We start from the raw sequence: 19,289 nt of genomic DNA, 5'->3' as shown, positions 1-19,289 counted from the left end.
CCAGCGGAGGGCGTAACCCGCGCCCTCCGGTAAGGAGAATACATGTCTCAGTTAACCCTGGCCGACTGCTGGCCTCGCCGTTTTTCCCCCTCCTCGCTGGCGCTGCAGTTTTGCGAGGATCCCTCCCAGGCCGAACAGCCGCTGTTTGCCAAAGCCAGCGCCGGCGAGGCCGTCGCCCAGCTCTGGCAGGCGCCGCAGGGATTGGTGGTGCCGGGGAGCTATCGTCAGTTTACGGATCTGCCGGCGGTCAGCGCGCATTTTGCCGCGCGCGGCTGGCCGGTATGGCTTCGCCGCTCCGGCGGCGGTCTGGTGCCCCAGGGGCCGGGCATTATCAACCTTAGCCTCGCCTGGCCGGTGCAGCAGCCGCTCGGCGAAGCCGTCGAACCGATCTATCATTCGCTGTGCGCTGTGCTGCAGCGCACCCTCGCGCGCTTCGGCGTTGCCAGCCACCCCCGGGCGGTGAGCGGTTCCTTTTGCGATGGCCGGTATAATCTTGCCTGCGGAGAAGGCGCGGAGGCGCGCAAGATTGTCGGTACCGCCCAGTACTGGCGGCCGCTGGCGGCGGGCGGCGGCCACGTGGTGCTGGCCCATGCGGTGATCCTTATTGACACCGATCTGAGCGCGGCGCATCAGGCGGCGAACGCCTTCGAAGCGCAGCTCGGCAGCGAGCGGGTCTATTGCGCTGACAAGACCGTTACTCTCGCGCAACTGCTTCCCGGCGAGCGCCATCTGCTGCCCCGCTTTAGCGAGACGCTGGCGCAGGAGCTGGACGCGGCTCGCTGAAGGTCGCTTTCAGGTAGCGGCTGAAGGTTTCCACCGCGCGCGACACGCGCGGGGTATAGGGCCGGATGACGTACAGCCGATCGGCAAACACCTCCACCGGCTGCCACGCCGGCAGCAGCTCCTGCACCAGCCCGCGGCCAATGGCCTCCCGGGCGCTGAAATCCGGCAACAGCGCCACCCCAAGCCCCGCCAGCACTGCATCACGTAGCGACTCGCTGTTATTGGTGGCGAATGGCCCCTGCACGTTGATGGTCACCCGAGCATCGGGCGACTGACGGGAGGCGAACGTCCACTGCGGGCGCTGTGGCCCACGGGGATAGGTCAGGCATTGGTGGTGGCGCAGATCTTCGGGGGTCTCCGGGCGGCCATGGCGGCGAATATAGTCGGCGGACGCGACGGTAAGCGTCGCGGTGTGACACAGCGGCCAGGCGACGTGGGTATCGGGGAGCGCCTCGCGTCGACAGTGGCGGATGGCGAGATCGAACCCTTCGCTGGCCAGAGAGACCAGCCGGTCGGTGACCTCAAGCTGCAGATGCAGCTGGGGATGCTGATGCAAAAACGGCGCGATTGCCGGGACCAGCTGCTGGCGGGAAAAGGCCACCGGCGCGGTCAGGCGCAGCGTTCCCCGCAGCGGCCCGCCTTCATCGCAGGCGCCGGTGAAAATATCCCGCAGCTGACCAAACGGCTCGTTGAGCTCCGCCACCAGCCGCAGTCCGTCGTCGCTGAGGCTCACGCTGCGGGTGGTGCGATGGACGAGGGTTTTACCGGTCACCCGCTCCAGCTCGCTGATTTTCTGGCTGATAGCCGACTTGCTGATCCCCAGCTTTTCCGCGGCCCGGGTATAGCTTTTTTGTTCTTCCAGCACCGTCAGCCAGTACAGATGGGGCCAGTAACTCTCCGGACGACTCTCGCTCATGTGATTGTTCACCAGTAAAAACAATGTATTCAACTATAGCGGTTTTTGCCGGCGGCGGCATCGGCTAGCATCTTGTTGAGCCCATCATTATTCCCTAACGATAAGGAGCACCTGCATGCCATTACTGACATTTGACCTGATTGAAGGCCGTACGGAACAGGAGGTCAAAACCCTGCTGGATGCCGCCCATCGCGCCGTGCTGCGCGCCTTCGAGGTACCAGAACGCGACCGTTACCAGATTGTTCATGAAAACAAAGCCCATCATATGGTGATTGAAGATACCGGCCTCGGATTGACCCGCACGCGGGATCTGGTGGTGGTGCGGGTCTATACCAGCCCGCGCAGCGAGGCGCAGAAGCAGCGCTTCTTCGCCATTTTGCAGGAGGAGCTGGCGGAACACTGCGGCCTGAGCGGCGATGATCTGATGGTGTCGATTATCAGTAACCAGAAAGGCGACTGGAGCTTTGGCCGCGGGGTCGCGCAGTATCTTACCGGCGATCTGTAACCCGCAGCCCGCAGTACGCCCTTAGCGGCGGGCTGCCGTCGCGATACGCTGCCGCGCCTGCTGCTCGATATTCTCCAGCAACTCCTGGACATCGTCTTCATCAATGTCGAGGAACTGGCCTTCCAGCAGCGCGGCGTGAATATCTTCCCGGGTGACCGAAATACCCAGCGGCACCGCCCTGGATTTGACCTCCTCCGCCGCCAGCGGATGCGGATAACGGCGGCCAACCAGGTTATTAAACACAATAGCTAGCAGCGCCAGCATCAGCGAGTTGAGGAGCACCGGGGTCAGCACAAAGTGATAGCCTTCGCTGTGCACCCCGGCGCCGCCGAGGATCGCCGTCAGGGCCACCGCGCCGCCGGGGGGATGCAGACAGCGCAGAAAATACATCCCGGCGATGGCCAGAGCCGCCGCCAGACCGCAGGCCAGCGCCGCATCGGGGACCAGCATACCCACCGTGACACCGATCAGCGCCGACAGCACGTTGCCGCCGACAATCGACCACGGCTGCGCCAGCGGGCTGCTCGGTACGCCAAACAGGAGTACCGCCGAGGCCCCCATCGGGGCAATAAACCACAGATTGACTTCGCCGAGCAGCCAGTGGCTGAACATGCTGGTCACCGCCAGTCCGGTGCCGGCGCCAATGGATCCCAGCACGATATGCCGGCGGGCCACCGGCAGCGCGTGCGGCTTCAGGCGGCCAAGGAAAATCCGCAGCCGTGAAAATATCCCCGCAGGAATAACACTCAACATCGCTTCATCGCTCAAATCATAGGAATTACTTATATTTTATTTTCTTTTTTTAACCTTAAATTAACAACCCTGTCTTTCGCAGGGGATAGCGCGGGCGGCGATGTCCGACGGCATTGTGCTGTGAATTCTCGCGGGGGCTGATAGAATCCCTTTTCGGTCAGGGGGATACCCCTTTTGCGAATTGAAGGTCATAACCCAGTGAATAATAAAATCTCTTTAGCGAAAGAAGTGGCATGGGCCAGCCAGAATATGCCGCGTACCCTGCGTCAGGTCGCCGCGCTGCCCGACCTCAGCGGCGTGCGTCTGGCCTGCTGTATGCACCTCGACATGAAAATGATCCCGCTGGTACAGGGGATCCTCGACAAGGGCGCTCAGGTCTTTTTAACCACCTGTAACCCCACCACCGTGCAGGACGACGTGGTGGCCTGGCTGGTGGAGCGCGGCGCCGAGGCCTGCGCGTGGCGCAATATGAGCGATGCCGACTGGCAACAGTCATGGGAAAAAGCGATTGCCTGGCAGCCCACTCACCTGTGCGAGATGGGCGCCGATATCACCACCCTGCTCCACCAGCGCGGCGATTTTGGGAACATCGTGGCGGGTCTGGAAGCCACCGGCTCGGGCGTCAATCGGCTGGGGGATATTCAGCCAGGCTATCCGATCTTTAACTGGGACGATCTGCCGGTCAAAGAGGGGCTGCACAACCGCCATATGGTCGGTCTCACCGCCTGGCACACCTTCTTCCAGACCACTCACCTCACCCTGCATGAGAAAAAAGTGCTGGTGATCGGCTACGGCCTGGTCGGCCAGGGCGTCGCGGCGGCGGCAAAAGCTTTTGGCGGTCAGGTGATGGTGGCGGAGATCGATCCTGCCCGCCGTCTGCAGGCGGCCTACGACGGCTGGCACGTGGTGGACCTCCAGGAGGCTATCGCCTCGGCGGACGTGGTGGCCACGGCGACAGGCGGTAAAAACGTGGTTAATCGCCAGGCGCTGGACCGGGCGAAAGCGGGAGTATTTATCCTTAACGTCGGCCACGTGGCGGAAGAGATCGACGGCGATTACCTGCGCCAGTACCCCCAGGAAGAGGTGATGCCGTATATCAACGCCTACCGCATGGCCGACAAAACCGTCTATCTGCTGGCCAATGGTTCGATGCTCAATCTGACCGCTGGCTTCGGCGATAGCCTGAACGCCTTTGACGTCACCCTGGCGGTGATGGCCAGCGGCATCCGCCATATTGTCACTGAGGGCATGCGCGCCCCGGCGAAGGTTTATCTCCTGCCCCAGGCGGTCTGGCAGCAGGCCCTGTAAACCCGGTGCATCGCCCCTATCGCGGGACGATGCGTTTTACCATCAGGACGACGGCGCGCTATCGGGCAACACAATATTGCTCTGCGCCAGCGTTCCCATCTGGTTGTACATCACGCTGGCGGCATCCAGCAGGTGCATCGCCAGCGCGGCGCCGCTGCCCTCTCCCAGGCGCATGTCCATATCGAGATACGGCCGCAGACCCAGCGCGTCGAGGGCGATCTGCGCTCCTTTCTCCGCCGACAGGTGTGAAGGAATAAGATAAAGGTGCGCCGACGGGGCCATGCGGCAGGCGGCCAGGGCAGAGGCATAGGAGAGGAAGCCATCCAGCACCACCGGCAGGCCACAGGAGGCCGCCCCGAGGATCACCCCGGTCATGCCCACCAGATCGTAACCCCCCACCTTCGCCAGGACATCCAGCCCGTCGGCCGGGTTCGGCTGATTATGGGCTATCGCCTGGCGCACCACCGCCACCTTATGGCCCCGCTGCGCCAGCGGCAGATTGGCCCCACAGCCCACCACCGCGTCAGGGTCGCTGCCCGTCAGGACACTGATCGTCGCTGCGGCCGGGGTGGTATTGGCCATTCCCAATTCGCCGACGCCGAAGGCTTTCACCCCGTCGGCAGCGAGCTGGCGGGTGAGCTGCATGCTGGCCAGCAGCACCGTCTCCGCCTGCTGGCGGCTCATCGCCGCCGTCCGGGCGATATTCCCGCTACCGCGGGCCACTTTGAGGTTAATCAGGCCCGGCAGCGGGTCGGCATCGATGCCGACATCCACTACCTGCACCCTGGCCCCGGCCTGCGCCGCCAGCACGCAGACGCCGGTGTTGCCCCGCACCATATTGCCGGCATGAATGGCTGTCACCCCCTGCGGCGAAGGGGTCACGCCTTCATGCCAGACGCCATGGTCGGCGCACATGACAACGATCGCTTTCTCCGCCAGCGCCAGCTGCCCCTGCAAGCCAGGCAGACCGGCCAGCTGCACCGCCAGCGACTCCAGACGGCCAAGGCTGCCGGGCGGCTTTAACAGGCCATCAATATGCTGCTGAGCGCGCGCCATGGCCGCCACATCGGGCTGCGGAATGGCAGCCAGTAACGCCGAAAGTGTTTCCATTCTGTTCCTCACCGTTGGCGTCAGGCCTTACAGCAGCGCCAGTAAAAAGAGTAATTCGCCCAGCTCAATCGCCGCCCCGAGGGTATCTCCGGTCTGCCCGCCGAGGGTTCGCTTCAGCGCCCATCCCAGACCCCAGATCAGCACCAGGGTGATCAGCGCGGCGCGCAGCCCCTGCAGCCCCACCAGGGCGGTGGCCAGCGCGATCGCCATCGCCATCGTCACCAGCGTCTGCTGCAGGCTAATTTTGCCGATAAACAGATTGCCCAGCCCCTTTTCCCGCGCATAGCGATGACGATACATCAGCAGCACCGCCATCCCGCGACCGACGGCGCAGGCCGCCGCCAGGGCTGCGATGGGGTGGATATCACGCAGCAGCAGCTCGCCAACCACCAGCACTTTCGCCACCAGCACGAAGATCAGCGCCAGCCCGCCGTGGGTGCCCAGCCGGCTGTCGCGCATGATCTCCAGCATCCGATCGCGGGTGCGGGCGGAGAAAATGCCGTCGCAGGTATCAGCCAGCCCGTCAAGGTGGAATCCGCCGGTGAGCAGCGCCAGCGCCAGCACGCCGAACAGCGCCGCCAGCGGGACGCCGCACCACGGCTGCAGGAGGAGCGCCACCGCGCCGGCGATGGCGCCAAGCAGTAAACCGACCAGCGGAAAGGTGACGATACTGCGCTGGTACTGTTCGATCTCCAGGCCCTGAGATAACCGCGCCGGGACCGGCAGGCGGCTGATAAACGAGAGTGCAGCAAAGAATGACTTAATCACGTGAGGTTGACTCCTGTCGGCGAAAGCAGCGGAAGAGTTCTGTCGCGCCCGGTCAGCACCTGAGTTTGTCTTCTGGCGAATCGATCGTCGGAGAGGTGAGAGGTGTTGAGATATCGCCCTGACGCCGCTGCGTCAGATGCCCGGCCAGGATGAGAGAAACCTTTCCGATATCAATACGTTTTTCGCGGGCCAGTATAGCAAAGTGTCGGTGAGGAGAGGCAGTTGCCGGAACAAAGTTTTCGCAGAAAAAAGCAGGAAAGAGAGGGAAACGCGGAACAGCCCGGCGACGCTTAACCCCGCCGGACCGGCAGGGTTTAGCCTTCGACTTTGGCTTCGCCCATCACTTTCAGTTTTTTCGAGATGTCGCGGCGCTCTTTGGACAGCTCGGCATTTTTGATGATGTAATCATCAACGCGATCTTCGTAATCGCTCTTCATGCTGGCGATGATGCCCTGGATGGCTTCCACGCTCATGCCCGGTTTGATGTAGTCGCTGAGGTTGTCCAGCAGCAGAACGCGCTTCTGGTTATCACGGATCTTTTTCTCAACGTCCTGAATTTCACGCTGCAGTTTGTTCTTACGACGGTACAGACGAACAAACTCCAGTACGTCCTGGAAAGAAGGCTTAGTTGTTTCCATTTTTACACCCCTAATAATTGAGATTCGGATTCGTAAAGCGACTGCGTTATAGGGCTAACATAACTGCTAGCAGCCGCTGATGACAATGTTTTTTCCTTTGCGTTTATCATAACCCTAAACGCTGCTGAATCGAAACAACCCATGTGGTTACCCGGTGCATCTGATGTTTATTTGCGCAACGCGCGGCAGATCAGATGCGAGAGCAGCTCCAGCTGGCGCGCCAGTTCGATTGAGAGCCAAACATAGCCATGGACCGGGGTTTCCGCCAGGCCGTCATCACCCTGCTCTTTCAGCAGCTGGCGCAGTTCGAGGACGATCTCAGTCAGCTTTTCATTGTTGGCGCGCACAGGCTGAGGGTTCCCTTCGTACAGCGCGTGGGCGATGGACAACAGCGTCTGCTGGGTCATCTGCTGCGTCTCCCGCAGGGTGTGCGCATTGAGCATCACGAAGTGACCCGGACGCGTTGCCCACCAGGCGTTGATCTGCAGCTCCAGCATGCAGACGAGGTTGCGGCTGACGGTCTGGATAGCCTCGAAGATCGCCTTCTGGATGTGCGTCTCTTTGCTGGCGGGGGTGATCAGCCCGCGCATTTTAACCACGTCGTTCAGCGCCTGCTGGAGATGCTTTTCCAGCCGCGGTCGATCCACCAGATTTGGCGAGAAGCCGGCCTGGTAGAGGCGGTTAAAGTTGGTGACATAGCTGGCCATCTGGATGCGCCAGTGGATGAACGCCCGCTGCGGCCAGATGCCGGTAAACAGCATCGCCAGCAGCGAGCCGAAGATCACGTCGCCGCTTCGCCACAGCGCGGTATGCATATCGCCGGGCGGCGCCCCGACCACCACCGACAGAGTGATGCCGATCAGCAGCGCCTGATAGGGTTTCTTGCCCAGCGCCAGCCAGCCGCAGAGGAACATCGCCGCCGCGCACCAGAGGACCATCAGCGGCAGAGAGATGAGCTCAAGCTTCAGCGCCACCAGCCCCAGCGCCGAACCGAGGATCGTGCCGCCGATACGCTGAAACGCCCGCGGCACGACGTTACCCCAGAAGGAGATCGGCCCCATCACCACCACCAGAGTGATGAGAGGCCAGGTTCCCTCAGGCACGTTCAGCAGCCGCACCAGCAAAAAAGTGAGCACAAAGGCCAGCGCAATCCGCACACCATGCACCACCCGATAATGGCGATACAAGCGGATCTCAAATGGCTTGAGTGATTTATCAGCGCGCACAACCCTCTCCGGCAAAACGAAAAGGCCAATTGTAACTGCTTTTTCGCCCGGAGCATGCCGGGAATGTAAAAAACCTTGTCCGGAACAGGGGTAAACCGCTACGACGCGACGCGCTCAACGGGAACATACATGTCGATATCCCAGTAGCCGTCGTGGTTGCCGTCGTTAAGATAGACCTCAAAGCAGGGCTGGGGGGCGATGCGATACGCCGTGCTCTGCTGCAGGCTGTCGAAAAACTGCATCCACGGAGTGGCGAAGTCGTAATCCACCACCCGCGCGCGGGCGCAGGCGTAATCCCCGCCGGCAATCGCCGCCAGGATCACCCCTTCGCTGTTGGCGGGAATGACATAATCCTCATCCACGGCGACCGCTGTCGCGCAGCGCAGTTTTTCCGCCGGCACTTCCTCCGGGTTATCGTAGTAGACGGCCACCCATTCGCGGGCGGGCACCTGGTGGTTCTCAACCCACATCATCAGTTGCTCAAACCCCTGCTTGACCGTGTGATCCCAGGGCCCGACCAGATGGAAACCGGCGATGGTTTTCTTGCCGAGGGTGGTGATGCTGTAGTTCATCTTGCCTCCTTTGGAGATAAATGACTGTATAAATATACAGTTAATTTAACAGGAGATCCCCCCTCAGTATGTGCGCGAATTCACAGAGTCGCCACCACACTGCTGTAAAAACAGGCGCCCCGCCAGCACGAACGACAGACGAAAAAAAACCGCCTGCAAAGAGGCGGTTGGCGTGGTTACAGCTCGTGATGCAGGTAATCGCTCATTCGCGAGAACACTCCGCCTTTATTGATGCTTTCGAGGGTGACCAGCGGATAGTGCCCCACCACCTTGTCGCCGTCATACAGTGAAATCTCGCCAACCCGCTGATTGGCGGCGATCGGCGCCTCAAGGTCCTTCTTATCCAGCACATATTTCGCTTTAATGCGCGACACTTCCGCCTTCGGCAGGGCTAACCAGAAATCCTGATCGGTGCCGAGCTTAATCTGCTCTTTATCGCCGTACCAGATACGCTCGGTGCCGACCTTCTGCCCCTTCTGCAGCACCTGCACGGTGTCGAAGTTCTGCTGCCCCCAGTGCAGCAGTTTAGCGGCCTGCTGCTCGCGGCCTTTCGGACTGTCCGCCCCCATCACCACGGCGATCAGCCGGCGCTGGCCATCCACCGCCGAGGCGATCAGGTTGAACCCGGCGCCCGAGGTGTGGCCGGTTTTCAGGCCATCGACGTTCATGGTTTTATCCCACAGCAGACCGTTACGGTTTTGCTGGGTGATCCCGTTCCACGTCAGGCTTTTCTGGCTGTACATGTGGTAGACGTCAGGTTCGCCATGAATAATCGCCCGCGACAGCACCGCCAGGTCATAGGCCGAACTGTGCTGGCCCGGAGCGTCGAGGCCGTGGACGGTTTCGAAATGGGTGTCCCGCAGGTGCAGTTTTTCGACATACTGATTCATCAGGGCGACAAACTGCGGCTGGCCGCCGGCGACATAGTCGGCCAGCGCGACGCAGGCGTCGTTACCGGAGTCGACAATCAGCCCACGGCTGAGGTCGCGAACGCTAACGCGATCCCCTGGCTTTAAGAACATCAGCGATGATCCGTCGAACACCGGGTTGCCCTTCGCCCAGGCGTCTTTACCCACGGTGACGATATCGTCAAAGGTGATACGATGGCTGTCGATGGCGCGATCGACCACGTAGCCGGTCATCAGTTTGGTCAGACTGGCAGGATTACGCTGCTGATGTTCGTTACCCGCGGTCAGGACCTGACCGGTGGTGTAATCCATCAGCACCCAGGAGCCAGCCTGAATGGAAGGCGGCGCGACCGTAGCAGGTAAGTCGACGGCAAATGCGCAGGAAACGCTCGAAGCGAGCAAAGATACAGCAATAAACAAACGGCCTTTCAACGGCATATCCTCTAGATTTACAGATCCGCCGTCCTTTTTACGGAACTTCGCGTTTCATATCAGGGTTTAATTGCAAGAAAATATGACACAGCAGAGGAAGTTGCTTGCCGCGACCCTTCTGATGACCGGGCAAATCGTTTACCATACCGGTCGCACGCCACCACGGATAATGAACAGACTATGCAAGATAGCGTCAACCAGCCCGGATTTTTATTCCACGATTATGAAACCTTCGGCACCAGCCCTTCCCTCGACCGGCCGGCGCAGTTCGCCGCCATCCGCACCGACGCGGAGCTGAACGTGATCGGCGAGCCCGAGGTGTTTTACTGCAAACCCGCTGACGATTACCTGCCGCAGCCGCAGGCGGTGATGATCACCGGGATCACGCCGCAGGAAGCGCTGGCCAAAGGGGATAATGAGGCCACATTTGCCCGCCGCATCCACGATCTGTTCACGGTGCCGCAAACCTGTATCGTCGGCTATAACAACGTGCGCTTTGATGACGAAGTGACGCGGAATATCTTCTATCGCAACTTCTATGACCCTTATGCCTGGAGCTGGCAGCACGATAACTCGCGCTGGGATCTGCTCGACGTGATGCGCGCCTGCTATGCCCTGCGCCCGGAAGGGATCGCCTGGCCGGAGAATGACGAAGGGTTGCCGAGCTTCCGGCTTGAACATCTGACCGTCGCCAACGGTATTGAACACCAGAACGCCCATGACGCGATGGCCGACGTATACGCCACCATCGCCATGGCGAAACTGGTGAAAACCCGGCAGCCGCGGCTGTTTGATTATCTCTACAGCCACCGCAATAAGCGCAAGCTGGCGACGCTTATCGACGTGCCGCAGATGAAGCCCCTGGTGCATGTCTCCGGCATGTTTGGCGCCGCGCGCGGCAACACCAGCCTGGTGGCGCCCCTGGCCTGGCATCCGGAAAACCGCAATGCGGTGATTATGGTCGATCTGGCGGGCGATATGGCGCCGCTGCTGGAACTGGATGCCGATGCCCTGCGCGAGCGGCTTTACACCCCGCGCGCCGAGCTTGGCGATCTGCCGGCGGCGCCGATCAAGCTGGTGCATTTAAATAAATGTCCGGTACTGGCCCAGGCCAATACCCTGCGCCCGCAGGATGCCGACCGGCTGGGGATCTCTATTCAGCGCTGTCTGGAGAACGCCCAGCTGCTGCGGGCGAATCCGCAGGTGCGCGAGAAGGTAGTGGCGGTCTATGCCGAAGCCGAACCCTTCGTGCCGTCCGAAAACGTCGACGCCCAGCTGTACAATGGGTTCTTTAGCGATGCCGACCGCGCGGCGATGAAAATCGTGCTGGAAACCGAACCGCGCAATCTGCCGGCACTGGATATCACCTTCGCCGACCAGCGTATCGAACGCCTGCTGTTTAACTACCGGGCGCGCAACTTCCCCGGCACGCTCGATGAACATGAGCAGCAGCGCTGGTTAGAGCACCGTCGTCAGGTGTTTACGCCGGCGTTTTTGCAGGCCTATGCCGATGAGCTGCAGATGCTGTATCAGCAGTATGCGGATGATAAAGAGAAGCTGGCGCAACTGAAAGCGCTGTGGCAGTACGCGCAGGATATTGTCTGATTGGCTGAAATTCCCGGGTTGCGGCTAACGCCTTACCGGGCTACAAACTCAGTTGGGTGTCCAACTTTTGGGGGGCAGTCCAGCAGCGCCGCCGGGCATTGCGTCCCCAGTTCACGCTTACCTTTTTGCCCGGTGGCGGCTTCGCCTTACCGGGCCTGGGCGCTGGTACCAGAGTAGCCCGGGTAAGACGCCTCGCGTCGCACCCGGGAACGTTGCTTAGCTTTTCGCGCGGCTGGCGATGATTTCATCCGCCACATTACGCGGCGCTTCCGCGTAATGGTGGAACTCCATGCTGTAGGTTGCCCGTCCCTGCGACATCGAGCGCAGCGTGGTGGAATAACCAAACATCTCCGCCAGCGGCACGTCGGCGCGGATGATCTGGCTGCCGAAGCGCTCTTCCATCCCCTGCACCATCCCGCGACGGGAAGAGAGATCGCCCATAATATTCCCGGCGTACTCTTCCGGCGTCTCCACCTCGACGTGCATCACTGGCTCAAGGATCACCGGATCCGCTTTGCGCGCGCCCTCCCGGAAGCCAAAGATCGCCGCCATGCGGAACGCCATCTCCGAGGAGTCCACGTCGTGGTACGACCCAAAGGTCAGGGTCGCTTTCACGTCAACCACCGGATAACCCGCCAGCACGCCGGTGCCCATCGCTTCGCGCAGCCCTTTCTCCACGGAAGGGATGTACTCCCGCGGCACCACGCCGCCTTTGGTGGCGTCCTCGAAGACGAAACCGCTGCCCGGCGCCAGCGGCTCCAGGGTCAGCACAACGTGCCCGTACTGCCCTTTGCCGCCGGACTGGCGCACAAATTTGCCTTCCACGTCCGTCACTTTCTTGCGCAGGGTTTCGCGGTAGGTGACCTGCGGACGGCCAATGTTGGCCTCGACGCCAAACTCGCGCTTCATCCGGTCGACAATGATCTCCAGATGCAGCTCACCCATGCCGGAGATAATCGTCTGGCCGGACTCTTCATCGGTATGCAGACGGAACGACGGATCTTCCGCCGCCAGCCGCTGCAGCGCGATGCCCATTTTCTCCTGGTCCGCTTTGGTCTTCGGCTCAATCGCCAGCGAAATCACCGGCTCCGGAAACTCCATCCGTTCGAGGGTAATCACCGCATCCGGATCGCATAACGTATCGCCGGTGGTCACATCCTTCAGACCGACGCAGGCCGCGATATCCCCGGCGTGCAGTTCGTCAACTTCGTGACGGTCGTTGGCCTGCATCAGCACGATACGCCCGATGCGCTCTTTCTTACCCTTCACCGGGTTCCACACCGCATCGCCTTTCTTCAGCGTCCCGGAGTAGACGCGGATAAAGGTCAGCTGGCCGACGTAGGGGTCGGTCATCAGTTTGAACGCCAGCGCCGACAGCGGCTCATCGTCGCTCGGATGGCGTTCCGCCGGCTGGCCTTGCTCATCAACGCCCTGTATCGCCGGAATATCCAGCGGCGACGGCATCAGCTCCACCACCGCATCGAGCATGCGCTGCACGCCTTTGTTTTTAAAGGCGCTCCCGCAGAGCACCGCCTGGATCTCCCCCTTCACCGTGCGCTGGCGCAGACCGGCGACGATCTCCGCCTCGTCCAGCTCACCGGTTTCCAGGTATTTATCCATCAGCTCATCGCTGGCTTCCGCCGCCGCCGAGACCATTTTCTCCCGCCACTGCTGCGCCGTCGCCAGCAGATCGTCAGGGACTGGCCCATAGCTAAAGGTCATGCCCTGGGTGGCGTCATCCCACAGGATGGCGCGCATTTTCACCAGGTCGACGACGCCGGTGAAATGCTCTTCAGCGCCAATGGGGATCACAATCGGCACCGGGTTAGCCTTCAGGCGGTCGATCATCATCTGCACCACGCGGAAGAAGTCCGCGCCGGGGCGGTCCATCTTGTTGACGAAGGCCAGCCGCGGAACGTGGTATTTATTCGCCTGGCGCCAGACGGTTTCCGACTGGGGCTGCACCCCGCCGACGGAGTCGTACACCATCACCGCGCCGTCGAGCACGCGCATGGAACGTTCCACCTCAATGGTGAAATCCACGTGCCCCGGGGTGTCGATGATATTGATCCGGTGCGGCTCGAAGCTGCGGTCCATCCCCGGCCAGAAGCAGCTTACCGCCGCCGAGGTAATGGTGATCCCGCGCTCTTGCTCCTGCGCCATCCAGTCGGTGGTTGCCGCGCCATCGTGTACTTCACCCAGCTTATGGCTCATCCCGGTATAAAACAGGATGCGCTCGGTGGTGGTGGTTTTACCGGCATCGATATGCGCGGAGATACCGATGTTGCGATAACGTTCGAGAGGGATGGGTCGGGGCATGATGCGTCCTTAGTCGTTTTGACGGTCAGTCTGCGGTCGGAATGATCCGCAGTTCATTTAACTGCGTCTATCTTAGTACAACTGTACGTGTATATTCGAACTATTTTTGCTATCATTACGATTGGGCAGGTTGCGGCGGCGCGCGTGGTATCAGAACCGGAGTTTGGGTATAGTAGCCGCCAGCCGCCGATATGGGCTGCGGCTGCCATGCGCCGCGCCACCGCCGACACAGGATTATTATGATCGCCAATCACCCCGAACGAGAACAAATTCGCCTGGAAAATGTCCTTTCCGCGCTCGGAAACCCGCTGCGACTGGAGATCATTCGTACGCTGGCCGACGGCAGCGAGCTGAGCTGCAACGCCCTGCGCCAGGAGGAGGTGGCCAAGTCCACCATGACCCACCACTGGCGCGTCCTGCGCGACAGCGGTGTGATCTGGCAACGGCCTCAGGGACGGGAGAATATGATTTCGCTGCGCCGGGAAGATCTGGACGCCCGTTTTCCCGGCCTGCTGGATACGCTGCTGAAAGTTATGGTGCAGGCAGGATAAGCTCTTCTGCCGGGTGGCGGCTGCGCCTGACCCGGCCTACGGCGGCCTCCCGTCAGCTTATGTCCCCCAGGCCCGGCAAGCGCCGCCCTGCAAAAAAATCAGACCTCGATGTCGAACCGGCGCAGACAAAAAAAAGCCGGAGGTTTCCCTCCGGCTTTTATTATTTACATCACGCTATGCCTTAGGCCACATCTTCGTACTGCGGCACCGGGTTGCGGAAGCTTTTGGTCACGCAGGCCAGATAGACCAGACCGATACCGGCCCAGATCAGGCCCAGAATCATCGAGCTCTCTTCCAGGTTGACCCACAGCGCGCCAACGGTCAGGGCGCCGCACATCGGCAGGAACAGATACTGGAAGTGGTCTTTCAGCGTCTTGTTGCGCTTCTCACGGATCCAGAACTGGGAAATCACCGACAGGTTAACGAAGGTAAACGCCACCAGCGCACCAAAGTTAATCAGCGCCGTCGCCATCACCAGGTCGAAGTTAATCGCCAGCAGCGCAATCGCGCCGACCAGGATGATGTTCATCGCCGGAGTGCGCCAGGTCGGGTGCACGTAGCCGAAGAAGCTTTTCGGGAACACGCCGTCGCGGCCCATAACGTACATCAGACGCGCCACGCCAGCGTGCGCCGCCATACCGGACGCCAGTACGGTGATGGTGGAGAAGATCAGCGCGCCAACCTGGAAGGCTTTACCTGCCACGTAGAGCATAATTTCCGGCTGTGACGCATCCGGATCTTTAAAGCGCGAGATATCCGGGAAGTACAGCTGCAGGAAGTAGGTGGCAAAGATGAAGATCAGGCCGCCGATCAGCGCGGTCAGGAAGATCGCGCGCGGAATGACGCGCTCTGCATCTTTGGTCTCTTCAGACAGGTTGCTGATGCCATCGAAACCGGTAAACGAGAAGCACAGGATCGTCGCCCCGGTAATCATCGGGATCACGTGAGCGTCACCGGACCAGAACGGACGGCTGCTGGCCAGCGTACCGGCGCCCTCGCCTTCAAACACGCCATAAATCACCATGCCGAGGATAACGGCGATCAGCACCACCTGCAGCACCACGATCACGGTGTTGAAGTTGGCCACGGATTTAATGCTGCGCAGGTTAAAGGCGGTCATAAAGGCGACCAGCGCGATAACAAACACCCACGACGGAATCGAAGGCACCAGCGCTTCAAAATAGATTTTCGCCAGCAGAATGTTGATCATCGGCGCGAACAGGTAGTCGAGCAGCGAGGACCAACCCACCATAAAGCCAACGGTCGGGCTGATGGATTTCTGCGCATAGGTATACGCCGAGCCGGCAGAAGGGTAACGACGTACCAGCTTGCCATAGCTCAGAGCAGTAAACAGGATAGCGATTAACGCAAAGGCGTAGGCCGTCGGCACGTGACCGTCGGTCATACCAGAGACGATACCAAACGTATCGAACAGCGTCATCGGCTGCATATAGGCCAGGCCCATCATTACAACCGGAACTAACGTAAGCGTTTTACGTAATTCCACGCGAGAGGTATTTGGAGTAGCGTTATGCGACATAGTTATCCCCTTTTACGGTGAACGCCAGCGCGTAAGCAAAAAATTGCCCCATTTCTTTCTATTCCTCAGCGACAACGACTGTCGGTTTTTAGTAAATATCTATCCGGTACGAAGCCCGGCCTCTTGGTATTGAATGATGTGTCTTTCGACCAAAAAAATAACCGACACTTTAAAAAAAAGCGTCGGCTAGTCTCTGGTTTTCAGGCCGCATATTTTGCAACAAATTCAATGGCGTTGACAAGATGTTATGAAGTTCATTGCGTAAGCATAATTTTTAACGTGCTAATATCTATACGGTTTCCGTATGATAAATTGTAAAAATAGCACTATTTGCTAATAGCGTTTCCCGCCACCATTTGCCAGCCAAACCGCAGGTGGCGTCATTCCAGGCAATCCATGCGCGTTGACGAGGAGATAGCCCGCGCACGGTCATGCAGACCAGCTCGCCGCTGTCCAGCAGACCCTGCACCTGATAGCGCGGCAGGCACCCCCAGCCCAGCCCCAGGCGCAGCAGCGCCAGCTGCCCCGCGGCGTCACACACCGTCAGGGTCTCCTGATCGCTGAGTAGCGCCCCGCCCTCGCCGGTGGCCACCGCCCGGTAACGGCGCAGGGTTCGCCAGCTCAACGGTGCGCGGTGTCGCGCCAGCGGATGCTGTGGGGCAACGACCAGCAGCAGCTCCAGCTCGCCGAGGGGGAGATAGTCATAACCGCTCAGCGGCGGCGGCTCGCCGAGCGCCCCCACGCAGCAGATCGGCCTGCCCGTCAGTCAGCGGCCGCCAGTCCAGTAGTGAGGGGGTCAGCGTGAAGTGCAGCCGGGTCAGCGGCTGTTGTTGATAAAAATGCAGCGATTGGCGGCGAGAGCAGCGCCACGGGAAAGGTGCTGTCCACAGCCAGACGAAGGCTATTTTCCCACCCCTGCTGCAGCTTAACCGCCCGGATCTCCAGTTCGCGGGCGATATGCAGCACCTCCCGCCCTTTCTCCAGCAGCATCTGTCCGCTGGGGGTAAAGCGCGCGCGATGGCCGCTGCGGTCGAGCAGCTGAATATTGAGATCGCTTTCCAGGCGGTGAATGGTGTAGCTCAGCGCCGAGGGCGTTTTAAAGAGCTTTGCCGACGCGGCGGCAAAGCTCCCCTCTTTTTCCAGAGCATCCAGGATCACGAGGACATCCAGCAGTGGTTTCATCGCTACCCCCTTACGGTATGCGAATCACCGCTGGCGGATCACTCCATCGGCATCACCAGCGGATCGGGGTACTGGTACTCAAACCCCAGCTCATTGCAGATACGATTGCCATCCACAATCTTGCCCTGGCCGCCGTCCGGGCTGTCGCTGAACACCGGCGGCGGCAGACCGAGCTCGCGGGCCATCTGCGGATAAAAGAGGCCGCGCGCCGGATGGCGGGGCGCACATAGATTATAGATGTGCCCGCCCTTCGGGGCCTGCAGCAGCAGTTCGATAGCGGCCACCACATCCTGCAAATGCACCAGATTGACCACGTGCTGGCCATCCGGCGCCGACTTGCCGGCAAAAAAACGCCCCGGATGGCGGGAAGGCCCCACCAGCCCGGCCAGGCGCAAAATATCCACCGATGTCCCCGGCAGGTTGTGCAGCCAGTCCTCCAGCTCCTTGAGCACCTGTCCGCTGGCGGTTTGCGGCAGACGCGGGGAATTCTCCTTCACCGTACCGTTGACGTTGCCATACACCGAGGTGGAGCTGGTGAAGACGATCCGCGGAATATGGTAAGCCAGCGCGGTATCGACGATCTCCTGCACCGCCTGTAGATAAAACCCTTCCCCTGCCCCGGTACGCCGGGCCGGCAGGGTGATCACCAGCGCATCGACGTTCATCAGCGCGTCGAGGTCCTCGGTATCACAGACCAGCTGCGGCTCCAGGCGCAGCGGATAGCTGTCGATCCCGCACATCCGCGCCGCCTCCACGCCATCCTGCGTAGTTTTACTGCCGGTGACCTGCCAGCCTCGCGCCGTCAACGACAGCGCCAGCGGCATCCCCAGCCATCCCAAACCGACTATCGCGACCTTTTTCATCCCAGGCTCCTGACTCTTTCGCTGTGCTGATTACAGGCTACGCCAGCCAGCGGCAACTGACAATTTCTTCGCTCAATATGAAATGAATTAATGATAGAAAAAAGCCCTTGCTTTCTGCGGCGGAAGTGGTTTAGGTTAAAGGACATCAAATGCATAGTCATTCACAGAGAATTTTTATGAACCGCGTTCAATTTAAACACCACCATCATCACCATCATCCTGACTAGTCTTTCAGGCGATGTGTGCTGGAAGACGTTTGGATCTTCCAGTGGTGCATGAACGCGCAGAGAGCCCCCGGAAGATTCACTTCCGGGGGCTTTTTTTTGGACCAAATTCGGACAGATTCAGACAGGTATTCAGAGGAAAAGAACAATGTTAGACAACACCCGTTTACGCATAGCTATTCAGAAATCAGGCCGTTTAAGCGAAGATTCACGCGAATTACTCAGCCGCTGCGGCATTAAAGTCAATTTGCACACCCAGCGTCTGATTGCGCTGGCGGAAAATATGCCAATCGATATTCTGCGCGTGCGTGATGACGATATCCCGGGCCTGGTGATGGACGGTGTTGTCGACCTCGGCATTATCGGCGAAAACGTGCTGGAAGAAGAGCTGCTCAGCCGCCGCGCCCAGGGCGAAGACCCGCGCTACTTCACCCTACGCCGTCTCGACTTCGGCGGCTGCCGCCTGTCGCTGGCGACTCCGGTGGATGAAGCCTGGAACGGCCCGGCGGCGCTGGACGGCAAACGTATCGCCACCTCTTACCCGCACCTGCTGAAGCGCTACCTCGATCAAAAAGGTATCTCCTTTAAATCCTGTCTGCTGAACGGCTCCGTGGAAGTGGCGCCGCGCGCCGGCCTCGCCGACGCTATCTGCGACCTCGTCTCCACCGGCGCCACCCTGGAAGCTAACGGCCTGCGCGAAGTGGAAGTGATCTACCGCTCCAAAGCCTGTCTGATCCAGCGCGACGGCGAAATGGCCGACGCCAAACAGCAGCTGATTGACCGCCTGCTGACCCGTATTCAGGGCGTGATTCAGGCCCGCGAGTCGAAATACATCATGATGCACGCCCCGACCGAACGCCTGGAAGAAGTGGTTGCCCTGCTGCCGGGCGCCGAGCGGCCGACTATTCTGCCGCTGGCAGGCGACAAGCAGCGCGTGGCGATGCACATGGTCAGCAGCGAAACCCTGTTCTGGGAGACCATGGAAAAACTGAAGGCGCTGGGCGCCAGCTCCATTCTGGTGCTGCCGATTGAGAAAATGATGGAGTAATCGGCCAGCCGGTCACGGGACACACAGGGGAATACAAT

Annotated in this window: 19 protein-coding genes, 1 pseudogene and 1 other annotated feature; of the genes and pseudogenes, 7 read left to right on the top strand and 13 right to left on the bottom strand. The window is 60.3% G+C overall.

The window, feature by feature from the left end; genetic code table 11:
- The first annotated feature begins 42 nt into the window (after window positions 1-42).
- Entirely contained in the window at window positions 43-783 is a 741-nt protein-coding gene (locus HMPREF1024_RS24020; protein ID WP_009307502.1) for a lipoate--protein ligase family protein, read from the top strand.
- On the opposite strand, the gene HMPREF1024_RS24025 is transcribed toward HMPREF1024_RS24020, so the two are convergent.
- Window positions 743-1,699 (bottom strand): LysR family transcriptional regulator, encoded by a 957-nt coding sequence (locus tag HMPREF1024_RS24025; protein ID WP_004180478.1) that lies wholly within the window; start codon window positions 1,697-1,699, stop codon window positions 743-745. The genes HMPREF1024_RS24020 and HMPREF1024_RS24025 overlap by 41 nt on opposite strands.
- 115 nt (window positions 1,700-1,814) lie before the next feature.
- On the opposite strand from HMPREF1024_RS24025, the gene HMPREF1024_RS24030 reads away from it, so the two are divergent.
- Window positions 1,815-2,204 carry a tautomerase family protein gene (locus tag HMPREF1024_RS24030; protein WP_004175282.1) on the top strand — a complete coding sequence of 130 codons (390 nt, stop codon included), beginning with the start codon at window positions 1,815-1,817 and terminating at the stop codon, window positions 2,202-2,204.
- A gap of 21 nt (window positions 2,205-2,225) precedes the next feature.
- Here HMPREF1024_RS24030 and HMPREF1024_RS24035 read toward each other — a convergent pair whose 3' ends face one another.
- A complete protein-coding gene (locus HMPREF1024_RS24035; protein WP_002911879.1) occupies window positions 2,226-2,957 on the bottom strand; it encodes an HPP family protein in 732 nt (243 codons plus the stop codon).
- Window positions 2,958-3,155: 198 nt separating this feature from the next.
- On the opposite strand from HMPREF1024_RS24035, the gene HMPREF1024_RS24040 reads away from it, so the two are divergent.
- Entirely contained in the window at window positions 3,156-4,265 is a 1,110-nt protein-coding gene (locus HMPREF1024_RS24040; protein WP_009307497.1) for an adenosylhomocysteinase, read from the top strand.
- Window positions 4,266-4,307: 42 nt separating this feature from the next.
- Here HMPREF1024_RS24040 and cobT read toward each other — a convergent pair whose 3' ends face one another.
- The 6 genes from cobT to dacD form a co-directional block, all read right to left on the bottom strand.
- A complete protein-coding gene (gene cobT, locus HMPREF1024_RS24045) occupies window positions 4,308-5,375 on the bottom strand; it encodes a nicotinate-nucleotide--dimethylbenzimidazole phosphoribosyltransferase (protein WP_009307495.1) in 1,068 nt (355 codons plus the stop codon).
- Window positions 5,376-5,402: 27 nt separating this feature from the next.
- Window positions 5,403-6,143 carry an adenosylcobinamide-GDP ribazoletransferase gene (gene cobS, locus HMPREF1024_RS24050; RefSeq protein WP_009307493.1) on the bottom strand — a complete coding sequence of 247 codons (741 nt, stop codon included), beginning with the start codon at window positions 6,141-6,143 and terminating at the stop codon, window positions 5,403-5,405.
- Between the two features lie 314 nt (window positions 6,144-6,457).
- Window positions 6,458-6,781 carry a DUF496 family protein gene (locus HMPREF1024_RS24055; RefSeq protein ID WP_002911883.1) on the bottom strand — a complete coding sequence of 108 codons (324 nt, stop codon included), beginning with the start codon at window positions 6,779-6,781 and terminating at the stop codon, window positions 6,458-6,460.
- A 167-nt stretch (window positions 6,782-6,948) separates the two neighbouring features.
- Window positions 6,949-8,007, bottom strand: a complete 1,059-nt coding sequence (locus tag HMPREF1024_RS24060) for an FUSC family protein (RefSeq protein ID WP_002911885.1) — start codon at window positions 8,005-8,007, stop codon at window positions 6,949-6,951.
- A gap of 98 nt (window positions 8,008-8,105) precedes the next feature.
- Window positions 8,106-8,579 (bottom strand): DNA gyrase inhibitor SbmC, encoded by a 474-nt coding sequence (gene sbmC / locus HMPREF1024_RS24065; protein ID WP_004144123.1) that lies wholly within the window; start codon window positions 8,577-8,579, stop codon window positions 8,106-8,108.
- 176 nt (window positions 8,580-8,755) lie between these two features.
- Window positions 8,756-9,919 carry a serine-type D-Ala-D-Ala carboxypeptidase DacD gene (dacD, locus tag HMPREF1024_RS24070; RefSeq protein WP_004153104.1) on the bottom strand — a complete coding sequence of 388 codons (1,164 nt, stop codon included), beginning with the start codon at window positions 9,917-9,919 and terminating at the stop codon, window positions 8,756-8,758.
- A 180-nt stretch (window positions 9,920-10,099) separates the two neighbouring features.
- Between dacD and sbcB the strand changes: the two genes are divergently transcribed.
- Window positions 10,100-11,524: an exodeoxyribonuclease I gene (gene sbcB, locus HMPREF1024_RS24075; protein ID WP_009307488.1), complete on the top strand. Its 1,425-nt coding sequence runs from the start codon at window positions 10,100-10,102 to the stop codon at window positions 11,522-11,524.
- A gap of 216 nt (window positions 11,525-11,740) precedes the next feature.
- On the opposite strand, the gene fusA is transcribed toward sbcB, so the two are convergent.
- A complete protein-coding gene (gene fusA, locus HMPREF1024_RS24080) occupies window positions 11,741-13,843 on the bottom strand; it encodes an elongation factor G (protein ID WP_009307485.1) in 2,103 nt (700 codons plus the stop codon).
- 239 nt (window positions 13,844-14,082) lie between these two features.
- Here fusA and HMPREF1024_RS24085 point away from each other — a divergent pair, with 239 nt between their 5' ends.
- A complete protein-coding gene (locus tag HMPREF1024_RS24085; protein WP_002912109.1) occupies window positions 14,083-14,394 on the top strand; it encodes a helix-turn-helix transcriptional regulator in 312 nt (103 codons plus the stop codon).
- A gap of 181 nt (window positions 14,395-14,575) precedes the next feature.
- Here HMPREF1024_RS24085 and plaP read toward each other — a convergent pair whose 3' ends face one another.
- The 4 genes and pseudogenes from plaP to HMPREF1024_RS24095 form a co-directional block, all read right to left on the bottom strand.
- Window positions 14,576-15,934, bottom strand: coding sequence for a putrescine/proton symporter PlaP (gene plaP, locus HMPREF1024_RS24090; RefSeq protein WP_004148994.1), 1,359 nt, complete (start codon window positions 15,932-15,934; stop codon window positions 14,576-14,578).
- Entirely contained in the window at window positions 15,924-15,986 is a 63-nt protein-coding gene (yoeI, locus tag HMPREF1024_RS32145) for a membrane protein YoeI (protein WP_096335043.1), read from the bottom strand. The genes plaP and yoeI overlap by 11 nt, the downstream gene beginning before the upstream one ends.
- 237 nt (window positions 15,987-16,223) lie before the next feature.
- A pseudogene (locus HMPREF1024_RS0125410) lies at window positions 16,224-17,116 on the bottom strand (LysR family transcriptional regulator).
- Between the two features lie 38 nt (window positions 17,117-17,154).
- Window positions 17,155-17,979: an SDR family oxidoreductase gene (locus HMPREF1024_RS24095; protein ID WP_004152513.1), complete on the bottom strand. Its 825-nt coding sequence runs from the start codon at window positions 17,977-17,979 to the stop codon at window positions 17,155-17,157.
- Window positions 17,980-18,155: 176 nt separating this feature from the next.
- Here HMPREF1024_RS24095 and hisL point away from each other — a divergent pair, with 176 nt between their 5' ends.
- Together hisL and hisG are read left to right on the top strand one after the other, a co-directional pair.
- Window positions 18,156-18,206 (top strand): his operon leader peptide, encoded by a 51-nt coding sequence (hisL, locus tag HMPREF1024_RS30365; protein WP_004899375.1) that lies wholly within the window; start codon window positions 18,156-18,158, stop codon window positions 18,204-18,206.
- Window positions 18,182-18,304: a sequence feature (His leader region), on the top strand. Its footprint overlaps the gene before it by 25 nt.
- A 47-nt stretch (window positions 18,305-18,351) precedes the next feature.
- Window positions 18,352-19,251, top strand: coding sequence for an ATP phosphoribosyltransferase (gene hisG / locus HMPREF1024_RS24100; RefSeq protein ID WP_002912152.1), 900 nt, complete (start codon window positions 18,352-18,354; stop codon window positions 19,249-19,251).
- Window positions 19,252-19,289 lie beyond the last annotated feature (38 nt).

This window comes from Klebsiella sp. 4_1_44FAA (genome assembly GCF_000238715.1).
Classification (GTDB): Bacteria; Pseudomonadota; Gammaproteobacteria; order Enterobacterales; family Enterobacteriaceae; genus Klebsiella; species Klebsiella pneumoniae.
Note: the sequence above shows the minus strand (reverse complement) of the source record. Positions and strands in the feature narration are given on the sequence as shown.